Origin of the sequence: Streptomyces sp. MMCC 100, assembly GCF_041538145.2 — a bacterium.
In the GTDB taxonomy this organism is placed as follows: Bacteria; Actinomycetota; Actinomycetes; order Streptomycetales; family Streptomycetaceae; genus Streptomyces.
Genome location: NZ_JBGORK020000001.1, coordinates 4,817,217 through 4,837,041 on the forward strand (window position 1 = coordinate 4,817,217; position 19,825 = coordinate 4,837,041).

The 19,825-nt window shown below is 73.2% G+C and carries 18 protein-coding genes and 1 pseudogene; 8 read left to right on the top strand and 11 right to left on the bottom strand.

Going from position 1 to position 19,825, the window contains the following annotated elements; translation table 11 throughout:
• Window positions 1-13: 13 nt before the first annotated feature.
• Both ABS735_RS22465 and ABS735_RS22470 read right to left on the bottom strand, forming a co-directional pair.
• Window positions 14-1,228: an acetyl-CoA C-acetyltransferase gene (locus tag ABS735_RS22465; RefSeq protein ID WP_373900792.1), complete on the bottom strand. Its 1,215-nt coding sequence runs from the start codon at window positions 1,226-1,228 to the stop codon at window positions 14-16.
• Window positions 1,229-1,239: 11 nt separating this feature from the next.
• Window positions 1,240-2,439, bottom strand: a complete 1,200-nt coding sequence (locus ABS735_RS22470) for a CaiB/BaiF CoA transferase family protein (protein ID WP_373900791.1) — start codon at window positions 2,437-2,439, stop codon at window positions 1,240-1,242.
• Between the two features lie 207 nt (window positions 2,440-2,646).
• Here ABS735_RS22470 and ABS735_RS22475 point away from each other — a divergent pair, with 207 nt between their 5' ends.
• Entirely contained in the window at window positions 2,647-3,825 is a 1,179-nt protein-coding gene (locus tag ABS735_RS22475) for a saccharopine dehydrogenase family protein (protein WP_373900790.1), read from the top strand.
• 115 nt (window positions 3,826-3,940) lie between these two features.
• Here the strand turns inward: ABS735_RS22475 and mmpA are convergent, their stop codons facing one another.
• On the bottom strand, window positions 3,941-4,087 hold the full coding sequence (gene mmpA, locus ABS735_RS22480; RefSeq protein WP_373900789.1) for a morphogenic membrane protein MmpA: 147 nt from the start codon (window positions 4,085-4,087) through the stop codon (window positions 3,941-3,943).
• A 48-nt stretch (window positions 4,088-4,135) separates the two neighbouring features.
• Window positions 4,136-4,894, bottom strand: coding sequence for an endonuclease V (locus ABS735_RS22485; RefSeq protein ID WP_373900788.1), 759 nt, complete (start codon window positions 4,892-4,894; stop codon window positions 4,136-4,138).
• Between the two features lie 65 nt (window positions 4,895-4,959).
• Between ABS735_RS22485 and ABS735_RS22490 the strand changes: the two are divergent.
• Window positions 4,960-5,235 (top strand): annotated as a pseudogene (locus ABS735_RS22490) (YciI family protein); the annotation flags it as partial.
• A 7-nt stretch (window positions 5,236-5,242) separates the two neighbouring features.
• Here the strand turns inward: ABS735_RS22490 and ABS735_RS22495 are convergent.
• Both ABS735_RS22495 and ABS735_RS22500 read right to left on the bottom strand, forming a co-directional pair.
• Window positions 5,243-5,572 carry a plasmid stabilization protein gene (locus tag ABS735_RS22495; RefSeq protein ID WP_373900787.1) on the bottom strand — a complete coding sequence of 110 codons (330 nt, stop codon included), beginning with the start codon at window positions 5,570-5,572 and terminating at the stop codon, window positions 5,243-5,245.
• Window positions 5,573-5,644: 72 nt separating this feature from the next.
• Window positions 5,645-6,742 carry a WD40/YVTN/BNR-like repeat-containing protein gene (locus ABS735_RS22500; protein ID WP_373900786.1) on the bottom strand — a complete coding sequence of 366 codons (1,098 nt, stop codon included), beginning with the start codon at window positions 6,740-6,742 and terminating at the stop codon, window positions 5,645-5,647.
• Between the two features lie 275 nt (window positions 6,743-7,017).
• Here ABS735_RS22500 and ssgD point away from each other — a divergent pair, with 275 nt between their 5' ends.
• A complete protein-coding gene (ssgD, locus tag ABS735_RS22505; protein WP_373900785.1) occupies window positions 7,018-7,434 on the top strand; it encodes a spore wall synthesis regulator SsgD in 417 nt (138 codons plus the stop codon).
• Window positions 7,435-7,513: 79 nt separating this feature from the next.
• Here the strand turns inward: ssgD and ABS735_RS22510 are convergent, their stop codons facing one another.
• The gene (locus ABS735_RS22510; RefSeq protein WP_373900784.1) at window positions 7,514-8,197 is read right to left on the bottom strand and encodes a GOLPH3/VPS74 family protein; all 684 of its coding nucleotides are present in this window, start codon (window positions 8,195-8,197) and stop codon (window positions 7,514-7,516) included.
• Window positions 8,198-8,498: 301 nt separating this feature from the next.
• Here ABS735_RS22510 and ABS735_RS22515 point away from each other — a divergent pair, with 301 nt between their 5' ends.
• From ABS735_RS22515 to ABS735_RS22525, 3 genes are all read left to right on the top strand, one after another.
• On the top strand, window positions 8,499-10,133 hold the full coding sequence (locus ABS735_RS22515; RefSeq protein ID WP_373900783.1) for an ABC-F family ATP-binding cassette domain-containing protein: 1,635 nt from the start codon (window positions 8,499-8,501) through the stop codon (window positions 10,131-10,133).
• Window positions 10,134-10,348: 215 nt separating this feature from the next.
• Window positions 10,349-11,125, top strand: a complete 777-nt coding sequence (ddaH, locus tag ABS735_RS22520; RefSeq protein ID WP_373900782.1) for a dimethylargininase — start codon at window positions 10,349-10,351, stop codon at window positions 11,123-11,125.
• Between the two features lie 207 nt (window positions 11,126-11,332).
• Window positions 11,333-12,307: an acyl-ACP desaturase gene (locus tag ABS735_RS22525; RefSeq protein ID WP_373900781.1), complete on the top strand. Its 975-nt coding sequence runs from the start codon at window positions 11,333-11,335 to the stop codon at window positions 12,305-12,307.
• Between the two features lie 379 nt (window positions 12,308-12,686).
• Here ABS735_RS22525 and ABS735_RS22530 read toward each other — a convergent pair whose 3' ends face one another.
• Both ABS735_RS22530 and ABS735_RS22535 read right to left on the bottom strand, forming a co-directional pair.
• Window positions 12,687-13,133, bottom strand: coding sequence for a hypothetical protein (locus tag ABS735_RS22530; RefSeq protein ID WP_373900780.1), 447 nt, complete (start codon window positions 13,131-13,133; stop codon window positions 12,687-12,689).
• 140 nt (window positions 13,134-13,273) lie between these two features.
• Window positions 13,274-13,519, bottom strand: coding sequence for a WhiB family transcriptional regulator (locus ABS735_RS22535; RefSeq protein ID WP_125635199.1), 246 nt, complete (start codon window positions 13,517-13,519; stop codon window positions 13,274-13,276).
• A gap of 191 nt (window positions 13,520-13,710) precedes the next feature.
• On the opposite strand from ABS735_RS22535, the gene ABS735_RS22540 reads away from it, so the two are divergent.
• A complete protein-coding gene (locus tag ABS735_RS22540; protein ID WP_373900779.1) occupies window positions 13,711-14,496 on the top strand; it encodes a VOC family protein in 786 nt (261 codons plus the stop codon).
• 338 nt (window positions 14,497-14,834) lie between these two features.
• Here ABS735_RS22540 and ABS735_RS22545 read toward each other — a convergent pair whose 3' ends face one another.
• Complete coding sequence (locus ABS735_RS22545) at window positions 14,835-15,887, bottom strand: LacI family DNA-binding transcriptional regulator (RefSeq protein ID WP_373900778.1); 1,053 nt, start codon at window positions 15,885-15,887, stop codon at window positions 14,835-14,837.
• A gap of 209 nt (window positions 15,888-16,096) precedes the next feature.
• A complete protein-coding gene (locus tag ABS735_RS22550) occupies window positions 16,097-17,134 on the bottom strand; it encodes a multicopper oxidase domain-containing protein (protein WP_373900776.1) in 1,038 nt (345 codons plus the stop codon).
• Window positions 17,135-17,334: 200 nt separating this feature from the next.
• On the opposite strand from ABS735_RS22550, the gene ABS735_RS22555 reads away from it, so the two are divergent.
• Window positions 17,335-19,812 (top strand): ThuA domain-containing protein, encoded by a 2,478-nt coding sequence (locus tag ABS735_RS22555; protein WP_373900775.1) that lies wholly within the window; start codon window positions 17,335-17,337, stop codon window positions 19,810-19,812.
• The last annotated feature ends 13 nt before the right edge of the window (window positions 19,813-19,825 follow it).

Consider the following 19,825-nt stretch of genomic DNA (forward strand, 5'->3'; position numbering starts at 1 on the left):
CGTCGGGAGGGGGTCAGATGCGCTCGACGATGGTGGCGATGCCCATGCCGCCGCCCACGCACAGGGTGGCGAGGCCGTAGCGCTTGTCCTGGCGCTCCAGTTCGTCGACGAGGGTGCCGAGGATCATCGCGCCGGTGGCGCCGAGCGGGTGACCGAGCGCGATCGCGCCGCCGTTGACGTTGACCTTGTCCAGCGACAGGCCCATGTCCTTGACGAAGCGCAGGACGACCGCCGCGAAGGCCTCGTTGATCTCGACCAGGTCGATGTCGTCGATGGTCAGCCCGGCCTTGGCGAGGGCCTTGCGGGTGGCCGGGGCGGGGCCGGTGAGCATGATGGTGGGCTCGGAACCGGAGACGGCCGCGGAGACGATCCGGGCGCGCGGGGTGAGCCCGTGGCGGTCACCGACCTCCTTGGAGCCGATGGCGACCAGGGAGGCGCCGTCCACGATGCCGGAGGAGTTGCCCGCGTGGTGGACGTGGTCGATCTTCTCCACCCAGTGGTACTTCTGCAGCGCCACCGCGTCGAAACCGCCCAGCTCGCCGATGTCGGCGAAGGAGAGCTTCAGCTTCCCCAGCGAGTCCGCGGTGGTGCCGGGGCGCGGGTGCTCGTCGTGGTCCAGGACGGTGAGACCGGCGCGGTCCTTCACCGGGACGACGGAGCGCTCGAAACGGCCCTCCTTCCAGGCGGTCGCCGCGCGCTCCTGGGACAGCGCGGCGTACTCGTCGACGTCGCGGCGCGAGAAGCCCTCGATGGTGGCGATCAGGTCGGCGCCGATGCCCTGCGGGACGAAGTCGGTGGCGAGGTTGGTCATCGGGTCGTTGAACCAGGCGCCGCCGTCGGAGGCCATCGGCACCCGGGACATGGACTCGACGCCGCCCGCGAGCACCAGGTCCTCCCAGCCGGAGCGCACCTTCATGGCGGCCATGTTGACGGCTTCCAGGCCCGAGGCGCAGAAGCGGTTCTCCTGGACGCCGGCCACGGTGTCGGGCAGTCCGGCGGCGATCGCGGCGATGCGGGCGATGTCGGAACCCTGGTCGCCGACCGGGCCGACGACGCCGAGCACGATGTCGTCGACGGCCGCCGGGTCCAGGCCCGGGAAACGGGCGCGGATCTCGTGGATGAGGCCGACGACCAGGTCGACGGGCTTCGTGCCGTGCAGGGCGCCGTTCGCCTTGCCGCGTCCGCGCGGGGTGCGGATCGCGTCGTACACGTACGCTTCGGTGCTCACTGGCAGGCCTTTCACTGAGGGTTGTGCACTGCGGGGTTCGGGAGGGACGCCGGGGGCGGGCCCGGCTCGCGGGGCAGGTCCCAGTCGCGGGTCACGGACTCGGCGTCGGCGCCGGGCAGGGCGGGCCCGCCGCGTACGGCGGTGGGGGTCGCGGAGAAGCGGGGCGCGGGGGCCGGCTGGGTGGTGCCGCCGTGGTCGGTGAAGGTGCCGCGGGCTGCGAGGTGCGGGTGGTGCGGGGCCTCGCGCAGCGACAGGACGGGTGCCGTGCAGGCGTCGGAGTCGGCGAAGACGGCCGTCCACTCGTCGCGGGTGCGGGACTTGAACCGTGCGGCGACGGCCTCGCGCAGCTCGGGCCAGCGGGCCATGTCGTCGCGGGCCGGTGCCATGTCGGGGAGGCCGAGGAGCCGCATGAACTCGGCGTAGAACTGCGGCTCGAGCGCGCCGACCGCCATGTACCGGCCGTCGGCGGTCTCGTAAGTGCCGTAGAAGGGGCAGCCGCCGTCGAGGAGGTTGGCGCCGCGCCGGTCCTGCCAGCCGCCGGCGGCGAGCATGCCGTGGATCATCGAGGAGAGGTGGGCGGTGCCGTCGACGATGGCGGCGTCCACGACCTGCCCGGTGCCGCTCGCGCGCGCGTGGTGCAGGGCGGCGAGGACGCCGACGACCAGGTAGAGGGAGCCGCCCGCGTAGTCGCCGAGGAGGTTGGCGGGGGCGGGCGGCGGCTCGCCGGGGGCGCCGATCATGCCGAGGGCGCCGGTGAGCGCGATGTACCCGATGTCGTGCCCGGCGCGCTGGGCGAGCGGCCCTTCCTGGCCCCAGCCGGTCATGCGGCCGTAGACGAGCGCCGGGTTGCGGGCGTGGCAGTCCCCGGGGCCGACGCCGAGCCGTTCGGCGACGCCGGGGCGGTAGCCCTCGATCAGGACGTCGGCGCGTTCGGCGAGGTCGAGGACGCGGGCCGGGCCGTCCGGTGCCTTGAGGTCGACGACCACGGAGCGCTTGTTGCGGTTGGTGACGTCGTGGGCGGGGTCGATGCCGAGGCCCGGTCCGCCGGGGCGGTCGACGCGGACGACGTCGGCGCCCAGGTCGGCCAGGAGCATGGCGGCGAAGGGCCCGGGACCGATACCGGCCAGCTCGACCACGCGCACACCGGCGAGCGGGCCCTCGGTGCCCGGTGTACGCATCGACGTCCGCGCAGGCGTCTTCGCTTCCGACATCCAGCCCCCAGCTCTGTGACACAACCGATGTAACACCAGTGATGCTAAGAACGTGTTCCACCGGGCACAAGACCCGGGCGAGCAAGCGCTTAGCCAATTATGGTGCAGGCTCCTCTCCGGGCCGCGCGATCCTCACGCTAGCCTCAGCCACCGGCAACGGCGCGTGCTGCGGACCCAGGGGTTGCCGACGGGTGACGGAGGGATGTCATGAGCAGGCTGAAGGCGGCCGACCGGCCGTACGACATCGTGCTGTTCGGGGCGACGGGGTTCGTCGGCGAACTGACGGCGAAGTACCTCGCCGCGCACACGCCACAGGGGCTGCGCTGGGCGATCGGGGGCCGCAACGAGGAGAAGCTGCGCCGGCTGCGCGACCGGCTGCCCGGCGCGGCGGACGTCGGCGTGCTGCGCGCGGACGTGTCCGATCCGGACTCGCTGCGGGAACTCGCCGAGCACGCGCGCGTGGTGGCCACCACCGTCGGTCCCTACGTCCGGTACGGCGACGCGCTGGTCGCCGCCTGCGCGGACGCCGGCACGGATTACCTCGACCTCACCGGGGAGCCCGAGTTCGTGGACCTGACGTATGTCCGCCACGACGCCCGCGCGCGGGAGACCGGCGCCCGGCTGGTGCACGCCTGCGGTTTCGACTCCGTCCCGCACGACCTCGGCGTGTACTTCACCGTGCGGCAGCTGCCGGAGGGCGTGCCGCTGAGCGTGGACGGCTTCGTGACCGCCGGGGCCGCGTTCTCGGGCGGTACGTTCGCCTCCGCGCTGGGCCAGTTTGCGCGCGGCCGCCAACTGCGGGCAGCCGCGCTGGAACGCCGGCGGCACGAGCCCCGGCTGGTGGGCCGCCGCGTGGCGACGCCGACGGGGGCGCCGCGGTTCGCCGGGGAGGTGGGCGCCTGGGCGCTGCCGCTGCCGACCGTCGACGCGCAGATCGTGCGCCGGTCCGCCAAGGCCCTGGACCGCTACGGCCCGGACTTCCGCTACCGCCACTACGCGGCCGTGCGGCGGCTGCCCGTCGCGGTGGGCGGGGTGGCGGCCGTGGGCGCGCTGGTGGCGGCGGCCCAGGTGCCGCCCGCGCGGCGCTGGCTGTCCGGTCGGCTCGAACCCGGTGACGGGCCGAGCGCCGAGCGGCGGGCGAAGAGCTGGTTCTCGGTCCGCTTCGTGGGCGAGGGCGGCGGCCGGAAGGTGTTCACCGAGGTCGCGGGCGGCGACCCCGGGTACGACGAGACGGCCAAGATGTTCGCCGAGGCGGCGCTGTGTCTCGCCCTCGACACCCTGCCGCCGACGGCCGGGCAGGTCACGACGGCGGTGGCGATGGGCGACGCGCTGACCGAGCGGCTGCGGGCGGCGGGTATCGGCTTCCGGGTGGCCGCGACCCGCTGAGGCCGCGGTGACGCGGTGACGCGGTGACGCGGTGACGCGGTGACGCGGTGACGCGGTGACGCGGTGACGCGGTGACGCGGTGACGCGGTGGCGCGGTGGCGCGGTGGTCCGGGGCCTACCCGGCCCACCCGGCGATGGTGTAGATCATTCCGCCGATCCAGGCCAGCCCCGCGCCCAGCGCCAGCACGAGCCCCGCGACCACGGTGCGCTCGACGGGCCGGCCGGTCCGGCCCGATTTCGTGGGTGCGCGGCGTGTCGTCATGCCCTCAGCCTGGCGGTGGGGCGGATGCCGGCACATCCGTACGGATACTCAGATCGTCCGAGTGCTCGCACCGGGGCCCGGTACATCCCCGGGGGCGCGCTCGCCGGGGACCCCGCGGGCGGCCGTCCGCAGGGCCGCGCGGCACAGCGCGTCGGCCCTGCGGGTGGTCTCGGGCAACCGGTAGGCGGGCGCCAGGGCCAGTGTGTGGGCGCAGGCGTTGCCGAGGCTCATCCGGTGCCCGACGGAGACGAAGACCGGCTTCACGGCGTCGCGGGTACGCACCGCACGCCCGACCTCCTCCGCGCCGGCGAGCAGCGGGGACGTGCTGCCGCGCGGGGCGTCCGGGTCGTCGTACGTGAAGGTGAACGGGTTCTTGGCCACGCCGAGCGTGGGCAGGCCGGTGAGCACGCCCAAGTGGCTCGCGAGGCCGAAGCGGCGCGGGTGGGCCAGGCCGTACCCGTCGCACACGACCAGGCCGGGCGGGCAGGGCAGCGCCTCCAGGGCGGCGAGCACGGTCGGGATCTCCCGGAACGCCAGCAGACCGGGCACGTAGGGGAAGGAGATCCGCCCGACGGCCGTGGCCTCGGCGACGACGGCGAGGCTCTCCGCGTCCAGCACGACGGCCGCCGCCGCGACGACGTCGCGTTCGTCGTCGTAGGCGACGTCCACGCCGGTCACCCGGCCGGTGCCGGGCGGCGGTCCGGGCTCGTCGAGCACCACGTGTGCGCGCAGTTCGTCCTGGACGGCGCGGGCCCGCTCCTCGGTCGCGGGCCAGTCGGCGGGGATCTGCACGGTCACGGGCGTCATGGTGGCCGCAAGCCTACGGGAGCCCGGAGCAGGCTCGCGATCGTTTTCGTACCGGCCGGTCCTGCACCGCCCCGCTCGAAGCCGTCGACGCCGTGCTGGAGGACCACGGGGCCTGGCTCGACGGACTGTACGAGCAGGGCGTCCTCCTGGCGTCCGGGCGCAAGGAGCCCCGCGACGGCGGGGTGATCCTCGCCGTCGCGGGGGACCGTGCGCGGACCGAGGCGATCACCGCGGGCGGCCCGTTCGTCGGAGCCGGCGTGCACGCGTACCGCGTCACCGAGTTCGTCGCCGCGAAGGCGGCGCCCGCGCCGGCGCGCTACCGGGAGACGCTCGGCCAGTAGCCGCGGCTCACTTGCCCAGTGCCTGGCGCAGCTCGCCCTTGTTCATGCTCGAACGGCCGTGGACGTCACGGCGCTTGGCCTCCTGGTACAGCTGGTCGTAGGTGGGCCCCTGGGGTCCCTGACGGTTCCCGGACCGCTGGCCGCCGCGCTTGCTCGGCGACTTGTCCTGCGTCGACGTACGGCTGGCGGTCTTCGACTCGCCGGACTGCGCGCGCTCCTTGTTCACCGTCCGCGCCGCGATCTCCTTGGCGCGGCCGGTGCTCTCGCCGCGGTCCTTCGCGCTCTTCCTGATGTGCTCGTACTGCCGCTCCCGTTTGGAGTTCGAACCGCTCGGCATGTCCGCTCACTTCCTCTCACGTTCAGCGAACGGTTACCCACGTTACGGACAAACACCCCGGTCCGCCCGGCGTCAGCGCTCCAGCCGGGCGACCCGGCCCTGCTCACCCGCGGCCCAACAGCCCAGGTCCGGGGTGCAGTCCACGGTGTCGTAGGACCCGGTGTCGACCGTGCGCCAGGTGTGGCCGCCGTCCGTGGTGAGGTCGGTGCCGGTCGGTCCGACGGCGAGGGCGGCGGTGCGGCTGTGCGGGAGCCAGGCGACGCCGGAGCGGTAGGCGGGCGGCGGCCGATCGGCGGGGCGCCAGGTGCGGCCGGCGTCGCCCGTCCGGGCGGCGGCCCGCGGGGAGGCCTGCTCGGGGCGGTAGTCGCCGCCGACGGCGAGGCCGTGGGCGCGGTCGCGGAAGGCGAGGGCGAAGACGCCACGGGCGGGGTCACCGGCCGGGACCGGGGCGTCGGCGGCCGTCCAGGTGAGCCCGCGGTCGGCGGAGTGCAGTACGCGCGCGCGTGCGGCCCCGCCGGTGGCCAGCCACACGTCCCTCGGCCCGGCGGAGACCAGGCACTGGCCACTGGCCGCGAACCCGGCCTCCCCTGCCTGCGCGGCCGGCATCCCCGCGTCCGGCAGCACCTTCCACGAGCGGCCGCCGTCACTGGTCGACAGGATGCGGAACCTCCCGTCCACCGGGTCGCTCATGGCGAGGCCGTGACGGCGGTCGAAGAAGGTGAGGCAGTCGTAGAACGCCCGGGCGTCGGTGTTGCGGAAGGACTCGGTCCAGGTCGCCCCGCCGTCCTCGGTGCGGTAGACCCGGGACGCCTCGCCCTCACCGATGGACAGAGCCACGGCCCGGCGGGCGTCGAATGCCTCGATGTCCCGGAACTCCAGTTCACCGGCGCCGGGTGGGGAGACGTCGCGCCAGGTGTCACCGCCGTCGGTGGTGCGCAGCACGGTGCCCCGGGTGCCGGCCACCCAGGCGGTGTGGCGGCTGACGGCGGCGAGCCCCCGGAACCGGACGTCGGCGGCCCCGGTGTCCTTCACGTCCCACTGCGGCCGCTGGTGCGCCTGGGCGGGCACGGCCGTCAGCGCGGCCAGCGCCGCCGCGCAGACCGCCCCCGCGAGCGCCACCCGCCCCGTACGCCTGCCGCCGGCTCGGACGGAACGTACCGTGCGTCGCATGCTTCCCAAGCGCCTCATGGCGGGCGAAGCTAGCCCACCACCCGGGCGCCGTCCAGAGGGCGTCGGCCGGTGCCTCCCCCACGCACGCGTGGCGCACGAGGGCCGCAAGTGCCCTTCGGGGCACGGGAGGAGAGCCCTGTCACTCCCGGGCATGAACGCGGTGACAGAGGTCACTCGCTCGTCGTGTGCACGGATGGGCTGATTCCGACGTCTCTTCCAGTGCCCGGCCCGCACCACCCCCGAAGCCCGTCCAGCCGTCACGAGGGAGCAAGGCGTTGTACACCGTCATCGAGCAGCCCGTCGAGGCGCGTCTCGTCGCCGCCGCGCCGCGTATGCCGAGCATCCCCGCCACCCTGCACTACGACCGCCGTGACCCGTTCGCCGTCCGCATGACCTTCCCCGCCCCGGCCACGCTCGAGGGCGTGGAGGTCTGCTGGACCTTCTCCCGCGAGCTGCTCATCGCCGGGATGCGGGAGCCGAACGGGCACGGCGACGTCCGGGTGCGCCCGTACGGGTACGACCGCACCGTCCTGGAGTTCCACGCGCCCGAGGGCACCGCCGTGATCCATGTGCGCTCGGGCGAGCTGCGCCGGTTCCTGCAGGCCGCCGGCGAGCTGGTGCCGGTGGGTCTGGAGCACCTCCAGCTGGACCTGGACCACGAACTCGCGGAGCTGATGCGCGGGAGCTGCTGACCGTCCCCGCGGCCCGCCGTCCCCGGGCCTCCCGTCCCCGGGTCTCCCGTTTCCGGGCTCCGCAGCGACGGGCCGCCGCTCAGCCGCCCGCCGACGCCGGCGCCTGTGCCTGCGCCTGTGCGGTCTCGTCGCGCACCGCGCCCCACACCTCGCCCACGATCTTCCGCATGCCGGGTGCCGCACTCCCGCACCGCCCGGTCAGCTCCGCGATCCGTTCCCGGCCGCGCGCTCCGCTCCCCGCGCCCTCCGGGACACCCAGTTCGGCGGCGGCCGCCAGCGCGGCCATGGCCGCGTCCCGCTCGGAGACCTCCCCGGCCGGCAGCGCCCCCTCCAGGACGTGCCGCGCCTCCTCGCGCAGCGCCCGCGCCACGGCGACGCGCGCGAGCACGTAGTCCACCGACGGGAACACCCCGAGCACGCGCTTCTTCTCGGCACGCACGTACCCCTCGGCCACGAGCTGCTCCCGCACGGCGTCGTAGGTGACCCGGGCGTGCAGCCGCACCCACGTGCGCCACCGGCGCGGCATCGACTCGCGGACGAGCTCCAGCAGGCCGTCGAGGACGGCGTCCCCGGTGCGGGAGTCCAGGTCGGCGGGCGTGGCGATGCCCTCGTCGTCGGTGAGCAGACCGCGCCGGGCCAGTTCGGTGAGCGCGCCGGCGCGCACCAGGTGGTGGACCCGGGCGGTGTCTGCGGCCGTGGACCGCGCCGGGTCCCAGGCCAGCAGGCAGAGCCGGGCCGGCAGTGAGAGCGAGCCGTTGGGCACGGGGGCCTCCTCGGGGTCCGCGTAAATGCGTTGACAGGCCAACCGGTCTCTCTTAGGTTCGTTATCGCTTCTGTTGCCGCCGATCGGAGAAGGACGTTGCTCGTCTGAGGTCCTGAGACACCGCGCCACACGTATCTCACGTGTGTGCGCCGCGTGCGACCTCGGCGTTCGAGCCGTCCGAGCCTCCTTGCGGAGCAGGGCTTTTTTCTGTGCGCTCCCCTCGTCCGACGGCGGCCGCCCGCTTCCGGTGTCTCGATACGCGTTTGCCCCTGACCGCTTCGAGCAACCGCGGAGACCCCGTATGTCTACTTCCCCTGCTTCCCTCACCTGTACGTCCCTGTCCTTCTCCTGGCCCGACGGCACCACCGTCTTCGACGGACTCGACGTCGCCTTCCGACCCGGCAGGACCGGCCTCGTCGGCGTCAACGGAGCAGGCAAATCAACCCTGTTGAAGCTGATCGCCGGACAGCTCACCCCGGCCGAGGGCACCGTCCGGGTCGTCGGCGAGGTGGGCTGCCTGCCGCAGCACGTCACGCTCGACACCGCGCTGCGGGTCGACGAGGCGCTCGGCATCTCCGGGCGGCGGGCCGCGCTGCACGCCATCGAGGCGGGTGACGCGAGCGAGGAGCACTTCGAGACCGTCGGCGACGACTGGGACGTCGAGGAACGCGCCCTCGCCACGCTCGGCGAGCTGGGGCTGGGCCACGTGGGGCTCGACCGCACCGTCGGCGAGGTCTCGGGCGGCGAGTCGGTGCTGCTGCGCCTGGCCGCGCTGCTGCTGCGCCGGCCGGACGTCCTGCTCCTGGACGAGCCCACCAACAACCTCGACGTGTACGCGCGCCGGCGGCTGTACGCGGCCGTCCGGACCTGGCCGGGCGTGCTGGTCGTGGTGAGCCACGACCGCGAGCTGCTGGAACTGGTCGACCAGATCGCCGACCTGCGTTCCGGTTCGGTCACCTGGTACGGCGGGAACCTCTCGGCGTACGAGGAGGCGCTGGCCGTGGAGCAGGAGGCGGCCGAGCGGATGGTGCGGGTCGCCGAGTCGGACCTGCGCAAGCAGAAGCGCGAACTCGCCGACGCCCAGGTCGCCCTGGCCCGGCGCCGGCGCTACGGCCAGAAGATGTACGACACCAAGCGCGAGCCCCGGGCGGTCATGAAGCTGCGTGCCCGCACGGCGCAGCAGTCGGCCGGCAAGTACCGCATCATGCACGAGGAGAAGCTCGCCGAGGCGAAGGAGCGGCTCGACGACGCGGTGGAGGCCGTGCGGGACGACGACGAGATCCGCGTCGACCTGCCGTACACGGCCGTGCCGCCGGGCCGGACCGTGCTCACCCTGCGGGACCTGGAGCTGGCCTACGGCGCCCGTGTGGAGGGTGGCTTCGATCTGTACGGTCCCGAGCGGATCGCGCTGATCGGGCGCAACGGAGCGGGCAAGACCACGCTGCTGCGCACCGTCGCCGGCGAACTGGAGCCGGTGGCGGGCGAGGCGAGGGCGCACGTGCCGCTCCGGTTCCTGCCGCAGCGGTTGGACGTCCTCGACGGCGAGCTGAGTGTGGCGGAGAACGTGGCCCGGTTCGCGCCGGGCGCCACCGGCAACCGGATCAGGGCGCGGCTGGCGCGCTTCCTGTTCCGGGGCGCCCGCGCCGACCAGCAGGCGGCCACGCTGTCCGGCGGCGAACGCTTCCGGGCGGCGCTGGCGGCGCTGATGCTGGCCGAGCCCGCGCCGCAGCTGCTGATGCTGGACGAGCCGACGAACAACCTGGACATGGCGAGCGTGCGGCAGCTCACCACGGCGCTGGAGTCCTACGAGGGCGCGCTGATCGTGGCCAGCCACGACATGCCGTTCCTGGGGTCGCTCGGCATCACGCGCTGGCTGCTGTTCGAGGAGGGAGAACTGAGGGAAACCGCGCCGGAGTCCGTCGGGTATCCCGCCTAGCGTCGGGGGAAGCCGTCGGCCGTGTTCGACCCCGCGGGAGTTCCCCGCGGCCCGCGGCTCCGGCACCGCTGAGCATCTCAGGAGGGCTACGAGGGGCCGGCGGGGGTTCCGCCGGCCCAGGTCCCCGCTGCATGATGGCGGACCGGCGCCGTGTCAGGGGCGCCGGCCCCCCAGCCACGATCCGCGCTGCCGCGCGCCGATACGAAAGGCCCCGCGTGCCCAGCAAGAAGGCCCTCGTCCGCCGCCCCGGTCCCCGGCTCGCCGAAGGGCTGGTGACGCACATCGAGCGGGAGAAGGTCGATCACGGCCTTGCCGTCGAGCAGTGGGACGCCTACGTCGAGACCCTCGGAGCACACGGCTGGGAGACGCTGGAGGTGGACCCGGCCGACGACTGCCCGGACTCGGTCTTCGTCGAGGACACGGTCGTCATGTACCGCAACGTCGCGCTGATCACGCGGCCCGGCGCCGAGTCGCGGCGCGCGGAGACGGCCGGCGTCGAGGAGGCCGTGGCCCGGCTCGGCTGCTCGGTCAACTGGGTGTGGGAGCCGGGCACCCTGGACGGCGGCGACGTGCTGAAGATCGGCGACACGATCTACGTGGGACGCGGCGGGCGCACCAACGCGGCAGGCGTCCAGCAGCTGCGGGCGGCGTTCGAGCCGCTGGGTGCCCGGGTCGTCGCCGTGCCCGTCAGCAAGGTGCTGCACCTGAAGTCGGCGGTCACCGCGCTGCCGGACGGGACGGTGCTCGGGCACATCCCGATGACGGACGTGCCCTCGCTGTTCCCCCGTTTCCTGCCGGTGCCGGAGGAGTCGGGGGCGCACGTGGTGCTGCTCGGCGGCGCCAAGCTGCTGATGGCGGCGAGCGCGCCGAAGACGGCGGAGCTGCTCGCCGACCTCGGTCACGAGCCGGTGCTCGTCGACATCGGGGAGTTCGAGAAGCTGGAGGGCTGTGTGACGTGCCTCTCGGTCCGGCTGCGGGAGCTGTACGCCTGAGCGCGGTGCGGATGGTGCCCGTCCGGCCCCGACCTGCGGGTCTCGGGGGCCTCGTCGCACCCCGCCGAATGGTGGCTGATCAGCGACCTTTACAGTGCGTTTAACCTACGCTCTCGTAACCTACGGTTTCGTAGCCTACGATCCCGTAGGTTCCCGGCACCGCTCGCCGGCTGCTTCGCTCTGTCGCACGTCCCCCTGGAGTTCTCCGTGACGATCGTCTCCCCGCACCTCGGCACTTCCGCAGAATGGACCGACGCCCGGCTGCTGTACGCGCTGGAGGAAGTGGTCGAGCAGGAACTCAACCGGCATCTGAAGGTCGCCAAGGACTGGATGCCGCACGAGTACGTGCCGTGGACCGACGGCCGGAACTTCCCGGGGATCTTCGAGGACGGCGAGGCCTGGGAGAAGGGGCAGTCCAAGGTCACCGAGATCGGCCGGATCGCCCTGGTGGTGAACCTGCTGACGGAGGACAACCTCCCCAGCTACCACCACGAGATCGCCAGCCTCTTCGGCCGCGACGGCGCCTGGGGCACCTGGGTGCACCGCTGGACCGCCGAGGAGGGCCGGCACGGCATCGTGATGCGCGACTACCTGCTCGCCTCGCGCGCGGTCGACCCGGACCAGCTGGAGCAGTTCCGCATGGCCCACATGAGCGAGGGCTTCGAGTCGGACAACCGGCACTCGATGCTGCACTCGGTGGCGTACGTGGCCTTCCAGGAGCTGGCCACCCGCATCTCGCACCGCAACACGGGCCACCAGTCCGGCGACCCGGTCTGCGACCGCATGCTGGCCCGCATCGCGACCGACGAGAACCTGCACATGGTCTTCTACCGGAACCTGCTCAAGGCGGCCTTCGAGCTGGCGCCCGACCTGACGATGCAGGCGGTCCGGGACGTCGTGGTCAACTTCCGGATGCCGGGGCACGGCATGCCCGGCTTCGAGCGGGCCGCCGCGCAGATGGCGATCGGCGAGGTCTACAACCTGCGCATCCACCACGACGACGTGATCCAGCCGGTGCTGCGCTTCCTGAAGATCATGGAGATCGACGGCCTCGGTCCCGAGGGGCAGGCGGCTCAGGAGGAGCTCGGGCTGTACATGGGCGGGCTGGACGCCGAGGCCGCCAAGTTCGACGAGAAGCTGGCGGCGCGCAAGGCCCGGATGGCGGCCCGGGCGGCGGGCTGACCGCAGCCGCCCCCGCGCCCCCGCCCCACGCCGCTACGGCTTCCGCGCCCGCCCCCGCGCCGCTTCCGCGCGCGGACCGGCGTCACTCGTGGACCGTCGTCTCCTGCGGTGCCGCGTCGCGTACGTCGGGGACCGGGTGGCGGCGCAGGGTGCGCAGCAGTTCGCGCCAAGGAGCGGGGCCAGTCCTCGCGTCCGCCGAGCGCGCCGGTGACGGCGACGGCCATGAGTCCCTCGGCATGGCCGCCGTGCCCGGCCGGCGCCCTGGCCTCGGCGAGCAGCACCGCGGCGTCGCCCTGCGGCTCCCAGCCCTGCAGGCGTTCGCCGACGTCACCGGCGATCCGCGCGGCGAGCGCCGGGCGGTCGGGCTCCGGCAGAGCGGTCACCCGGTCGAGGCGCGGCGGTACGGCGTCCAGGTCGACGTGGACGGCCGCGAGCACGGTGGCCTGCACCACGTGGGCGTCGTACCCGGCGAGCAGTTCGGCGGCGGCGAGGGCGGCCGGGCGGAACGCCGTCCCGGAGCGGAAGACGGTCGCCCCGAAGCCGCCGACCAGGTACTCGACGCGTTGCCGGGCGGCCGGCCCCGCCGCTCCCCCGCGTCGTCGTCCTCGTCGGCTTCCGTGCAGGCCTCGGTGATCAGTGCGGCCGCGTCCGGCGCGGGGAAGCGGACCGCGGCGAGCCGGACCGCTTCCTTCTCGGCGGGCAGGGGCCGCGGGTCGGCCGACTCCCGTGCGCGCGCCACGAGTTCCCGGATGCGCTGCGGGTGGGCGAGCGGGTCGAGGGCGTGCAGCAGGCTCTCGGCCTCGTGCTGGGCGGCGCCTGGGGGCATGCGGGAAGTCGGCCCGGCGGGGCGGGGCGGCACAGCGATTCACCCGCGGCCCGCCCACCGGCGTCCGCGCTGGAGGTGGGTGCGGTCCGCGCTCGGGTGTGGGTGTGGTCCGCGCTCGGGGTGGGTGCGCGCGGTCCGGGTCAGGGGGTGGTGCGGCGCAGAGCCAGCCGCTCCTTCTCCGACAGTCCGCCCCAGACGCCGAAGCGCTCGTCGTTGCTCATGGCGAACTCCAGGCAGGTCGAGCGGATCGGGCACAGGGCGCAGATCCGCTTCGCGTCCCGTACGGAGCTGCCGGGCTCGGGGAAGAAGAAGTCTCCCCCGGTCTGCGCGCACAACGCCTGCTCCTGCCAGCTGAGGTCGGGCGTCGCGGTCGTCTCGATGTGCATGGGCAGCAGCGTGCCGGGAGACGAAAAACGTTCGATCAACGCGTAATCAACGCCGCGCGTCCGGCACCCGCAGCCGATCAGATGGTCCTCCGCCCCGCACGGCGGCGCACGGCGGCGCGCGGAAGCGATTGTCAGTGGTCGGTGGAAGACTCGTCAGTGCAGGCAACGGGACCCTTCCGAGGAGGGCGATCATGCTCACCACCCGTTTCGTCACCGGCGCTCCGAACTGGCTCGACGTCGGCACCTCCGACCTCGACGGCGCAACGTCCTTCTACGGCGGCCTCTTCGGCTGGCGGTTCCGGTCGGCGGGGCCGGAGGCCGGCGGCTACGGCTTCTTCGAACGGGACGGCCGGATCGTGGCCGGCGGCATGGGTACGACCGAGGAGCAGGGCCCGCCGTCCTGGACCGTGTACTTCCAGGCCCCGGACGCCCGGGCCGCCGCCAAGGCCTCCGAGCAGGCCCGCGGCGGTGTCCTCGTGCAGCCGACGGACGTCATGGAGCAGGGCACCCTGGCGATCCTCGCCGACCGGGCCGGGGTGCCGTTCGGCATCTGGCAGCCGGGGCAGCGCGGCGGCCTGGAGGTGGCCGGCGAGACCGGTGCCCTGTGCTGGGTCGAGCTGCACACGGCGGACATCGCGGCGGCCGCCGCGTACTACCGTGCGGTGCTCGGCCTGGAGACCTCCGCCGTCTCCTTCCCCGGCGGTTCCTACACCTGCGTCAACCCGGCCGGAGAGGGCGAGGAGGCCATGTTCGGCGGCGTCGTCCCGCTCGCCGAGGACCCGGCGGACACGGATGCCGGGTGGCTGCCGTACTTCGCGGTCGACGACGCGGACGCCACGGTCGCCCGGACCACGGAGCTGGGCGGCTCGGTGCGGATGCCCGCGGCGGACATCGAGGGTGTCGGCCGCGTGGCACGGCTCGCGGACCCGTACGGCGCCCGGTTCGCGGTACTCAGGCCGGCGCCGCGCCAGGGGTAGGGCCCGAGGGCGCGTCCGGCGCTCGCACTCACGTCGATGCCCGGCACCCGGGTTCGCACTGGCTCCCGGCATTTCCCCCTCCCGGCGACGTGGCCGACCGACCGGAGCGGCCCGGCCGACCACGCGGCTGCCGCAGGCGCCGGGGACCTCCGGCTGACCCCGGTCGCCGAGACACGTCCTGCCGCCAAGTTCGCGCACCGGTGCGTCCCGTATCCGTGCCCGGTCCGGTGCCCGCGCTCACGCGATGGCGCCCGGCCCCCCGGCCCCCGGTTCGCGCGCGGGCGTGCCCCGCGTCCGAGCCAGGAGCGCGGTCCGGGCAACGCGGGGGCGCGACCGGTTCACGCCGTGGCGCGGTGCACGAGGGTGGTCGGCAGGATCACGCCGGGCGGGGTGGCCGTCGGCGCCTGGGGGTCGTCGGCGTCGTCGGCCGCCCCGCCGTCCAGGCCGCGCAGCAGCAGGCGGGCCATCAGCCGGCCCATGCCCTCGATGTCCTGGCGGACGGTGGTCAGCGGCGGGTCGGTCTCTTCGGCGACGGGCAGCATGTCGTCGAAGCCCACGACCGCCACGTCGTCCGGCACCCGCCGCCCGCGCTCGCGCAGTACCCGCAGGGCGCCCGCCGCGGTGAGGTCGTTGGCCGCGAACACGGCGTCCAGGTCGGGGCACCGGTCGAGCAGTTCCCGCATCGCCCGTTCCCCGCCGCCCGAGGTGAAGTCCCCCCGCGCGATCAGCCCCGGGTCGGCGTCGGCCCGGACCTCGCGGAAGCCCTCGAGCCGGTCGGCCGCGGAGGTCTGGTCGAGCGGGCCGGTGATGTGCGCGACGCGGGTGCGGCCGAGCCCGGCCAGGTGCTGGACGGCCGAACGGGCGCCGCCGCGATTGTCGCTGTCCACGTAGACCACGTCGCCCCGTCCGTCGTCCCAGTCGGGGCGCCCGCCGAAGACGGCCGGCAGGCCGGCGCCGCGGACCAGGCCGGGCAGCGGGTCGTCGAGGTGCAGGGAGAAGACGAGGGCGCCGTCGACGTGCCCGCCGGCCAGGTAGCGGCCGACGCGGGCGTGGTCCTCGCGGCCCTCGGTGAGCAGCAGCACGAGCTGGTTGTCGTGGGCCGTCAGTTCCTTGCTGATGCCGCGCAGTTGCTGGGCGAAGTAGGGGTCGGCGAAGACCCGTGTCTCCGGCTCCGCGGCGACGACGGCGATGGCCTGGTGCCGCCGGGTCACCAGGGAGCGGGCGGCCTGGTTGGGCACGTATCCGAGTTCCTCCACGGCGCGCCTGACCCGCTCGGCCAGCTCGTCCCGCACCCCGTGGGCGCCGTTGACCACGCGGGACACGGTGGCCCGCGAGACCCCGGCGCGCTCGGCCACGGCCTCGAGCGTCGGGCGCGGCGCGGTCTCGGTCACGGGCGGCTCCTCCTCGGCGGCTGCGGCTCAGGATAGCGGCAGGCCGGGGCGCGGGAGGGAGCGCTCTCGGGGCGGGAAACGTGCTTGTTCGGTGGTCAGGACGGGTGTGTGTGCCGACGGACGGCGAGCGGCAGCCGTTCGGCTCGTCGGCGGCGGAGCCGGTCGGCGCCGCGCGCGGTCCCGGGCGAGGCCGTCCGGCCGGCGCCGGCTCAGTGCTCGTGCGCTTCGTGCTCGTGTTCCTGCGCCGGTGCCTCTCCGGCCGGCCCCGCGCTCTTCACGGTCGTCCCGCCGTGGGCGTGCGGGTCGTACCCGGGGATCGTGCCGTCCGGCTTCTTCACCAGGAACAGGCCCACCATCCCCATGTCGGAGTGGCTCTGCACATGGCAGTGGTACATCCACGCCCCGGCGCCCACTCCCTCCCCCGCGACGATCTGGAAACCGAAGGAGTCGGCGGGTCCGGTGATCTTGTTGTCGATGACGCGGGTCGGGTCGTCGGGGCCGGTGAGCAGGCCGGTGCGGTTGTCCGCCCAGCGGTGACCGTGCATGTGGAAGGTGTGGTAGTACTCGCCGTGCGTGATCATGACGATCTCGACGCGGTCGCCCACCGTGGCCTCGAAGTCGGGCCCGGTGTGCGGCTCACGGTTGTTGATGGTCATGTCGTTGAAGACGATCGTGTGCGTGGCGTCCGGCAGCACGTCACCCTTGCGGCGCACGACAACGGGACCGTAGAGGCCCTTGCGGATGCCCCCGGTGCCGTGTTCGGTGCCGACGACGTGGTCGTGGTAGTGCCAGTAGCCCGCGCTGCCCGACCGCCAGGTGCCGTCGTCGCGGCGTCCGGGCTTGTGGGTGCGCCAGGTGTAGGTGCGGGTACCGCCGGGCTCGACGTCGCTCTTGTTCATCGCGGTGCCGTCGCTGGAGATCTCGTAGTCCAGGCCGTGGACGTGCAGACTGGCCCGTACGTCCATCGTGTTGGTGAACTCGATGTGCAGCGTGTCGCCCTCGTTGAGCTCGATCAGCGGGCCCGGGACGGAGGCCTTGCCCTTCTCGAAGCCGTAGCCCATCCGCCCGTCGGGCAGCTTCTCGGCGTACATCTTGAGGTGTCTCACCTCGCCTCCGGCCGGCGCCGTCCTCGCGGTGATTCCCTTGGCCGCGGGTGCCGCGCCCGCGGCCTCCGGGGCGATGGACAACGATGTCGCGGCGGCCGCGCCGCCCAGCAGTACCCGTCGGTTGAAGCCTCGCCTGTCCATGCCGAACTCCCCACGCCGATACGGAATGTGCGCAGACCCAGGACCTGATTGGCTGTGACGAACCTGTGGGACCGTACCGGTTGCCGCCGTGTTTATCCACACTCAGGACAAAGTTCGTTGGATCCCGGTCATACCTATTGGCGTACCGCGCAAAGAGGTCTAGCTTCCTTGGCGCTGCTGCCGTGACCGAGGAGGTGCCCATGCCCTTAAGCGGGTTGAGCGCGAGAAGAAAAGGCTGGGCGGCGTGCGCCACCGCCGCTTTCGTCGCCGCGGGACTGCTGGCCGGCCCTGCCGCCAGCGCACGTCCGGCGCCGGATCCATCTCTGACAACGATGTCGATCAAGTCGCCGCCGGGCGGCGCCAACGTACGGGTGCTGATCTTCTACGGCTCCGCCGCGGACGGGGACGAGTCGCCGGTCGTGAACGCCGGGATCGCGGCCATCGAGCGGATCGGCCTTTCCGGCCCGGCCAAGGAGCAGTTCAAGGTCGAGGCCACGGACAACGCCAATGTCTTCACCAACGAGAAGAAGCTCGGCCGCTTCAACGCGGTCGTGTTCCTGACCGGCGGCGGCGACGTCCTGACGCCCGCTCAGGAAGCGGGTCTCGAGGCGTACATGGAGGCCGGCGGCGGGTTCGTCGGCCTCCACGACGCGGCCCGCGCGGAGCCGTACTCGGACTGGTTCACCGGTCTGGTCGGCGCCCGCCCGGCCGCCGACAGTCCGACGAAGGTCCAGCGGGCCACGGTGGAGGTAGGTGACCGGCGGCATCCGGCCACCAAGGACCTGCCGATGGAGTGGAAGCGCCCCGACCAGTGGCTGAACTGGAAGGAGAACCCGTCCGGCGACGTGCACACCGTGGCCCGGGTGCGCGAGTCGACGTACGCGCCCGGCGCGAGCGCCAACGGGGCGGACCACCCGGTCAGCTGGTGCCGGGACTACGACGGCGGCCGGTCCTTCTACACCGGCATGGGCGGCACGGTGTCGTCGTACGACGAGACCGACTTCCGCACGCATCTGCGCGGCGCCCTGCTGTGGACGACCCGGCTCTCGCAGGCCGACTGCAAGGCGACCATCGACGCCAACTACAAGGCCGAGCGGCTCACCGAGCCCAATCAGCCCGGCCAGAACGACCAGATCGGCGAACCCCACGGCCTGGTCACCGCCCCCGACGGCCGCGTCTTCTACATCGGCCGCGGCGGCGCGGACTCCTCCCAGCCGGTGGTGACCGACTGGAACGACCCGGACATCGGCAAGGGCACGGGCCAGATCCACGTCTGGGACCCCAAGACCGACAAGGTCACCCTCGCCGGTGAACTGACCGTCTTCGGCAACAAGGGCGGCGGCGACGAGCTGGTCAAGGTCGAGGAGGGCCTGCTCGGCATCGAGCTGGACCCGAAGTTCGAGGAGAACGGGTGGGTGTACCTGCACTACACCCCGCACTCCGAGATCAACCGCGACACGCACATGGCCGAGCGGCGCGTCTCCCGCTTCACCCTGGACCTGGCGACCAACAAGCTGGACCTGGGCAGCGAGAAGGTGCTGCTGAAGTGGCCGGTGCAGATCCACAGCTGCTGCCACGCGGGCGGCGGGATGGCCTGGGACTCCAAGGGGAACCTGTACATCGCCACCGGTGACAACAACTCCAGCCAGTTCAGTGACGGTTACTCCGGCAACAACCCGGAGCCCAACTTCAAGGGCGTGTCCTTCGCCGACGCCCGCCGCACCGCCGGCAACACCAACAACCTCAACGGCAAGATCCTGCGCATCCACCCGGAGGCGGACGGGACGTACACGCTCCCCGAGGGCAACCTCTTCACCGGCAAGGAGACCGCCGAGGGCGGCGGCAAGACGCGCGGCGAGATCTACGTGATGGGCGTCCGCAACCCGGCGCGCATCTCCGTCGACAAGAAGACCGACACCCTGTACGCGGGCTGGGTCGGCCCGGACGCCGGCGCTCCGTCGCCGACGTGGGGTCCGGCCAAGTACGACACGTTCGCCACCATCACCAAGGCGAGCAACCGCGGCTGGCCGTACTGCATGGGCAACAAGCAGCCGTACCGGGACCGGAACCTGCCGGACCCGACCAAGCCGCTGGGCTGGTACGACTGCGACCACCCGAAGAACGAGTCGCCGAACAACGACGGCCTGGTCAACCTGCCGCCGGTGACCGGCAACAACATCTGGTACTCGCCGCAGGGCGGCGGCCCCGACTTCCCGCGCGACGAGAACGGGATCCCCTCGTACGACGAGGACGAGGCCGTCTACCGGCTGCCCTGGCTCAAGGGCGGCGGCCAGGCCGCGATGAACGGCCCGGTCTACCGCTACGACGCCGACAACGCCAGCGAGACCAAGTGGCCGGCGTACTGGGACGGCAAGTGGTTCGTCGGTGACTTCTACGACGCCGACCAGCCGCGCAACGCGGTGCTGATGGATCCGAAGACGCAGGGCGACGGCGGTCTGCCGGTGCACTCTGAGTCCCTGAAGAAGATCGTGCCGGTCGGCAACGACGGCATCAAGAACCTGATGGGCTGGAAGTTCGGTCCGGACGGCGCGCTGTACGTCCTGGACTACGGCCGCGGCTTCTTCACCTCGGACGCCAAGTCGGCCCTGTGGCGGGTCACCTACGAGGGCGGTGGGCCGACGCCGGCCGCCGGACAGCTGGCGAGGGGGTCCAAGTGATACGCCAACGAAG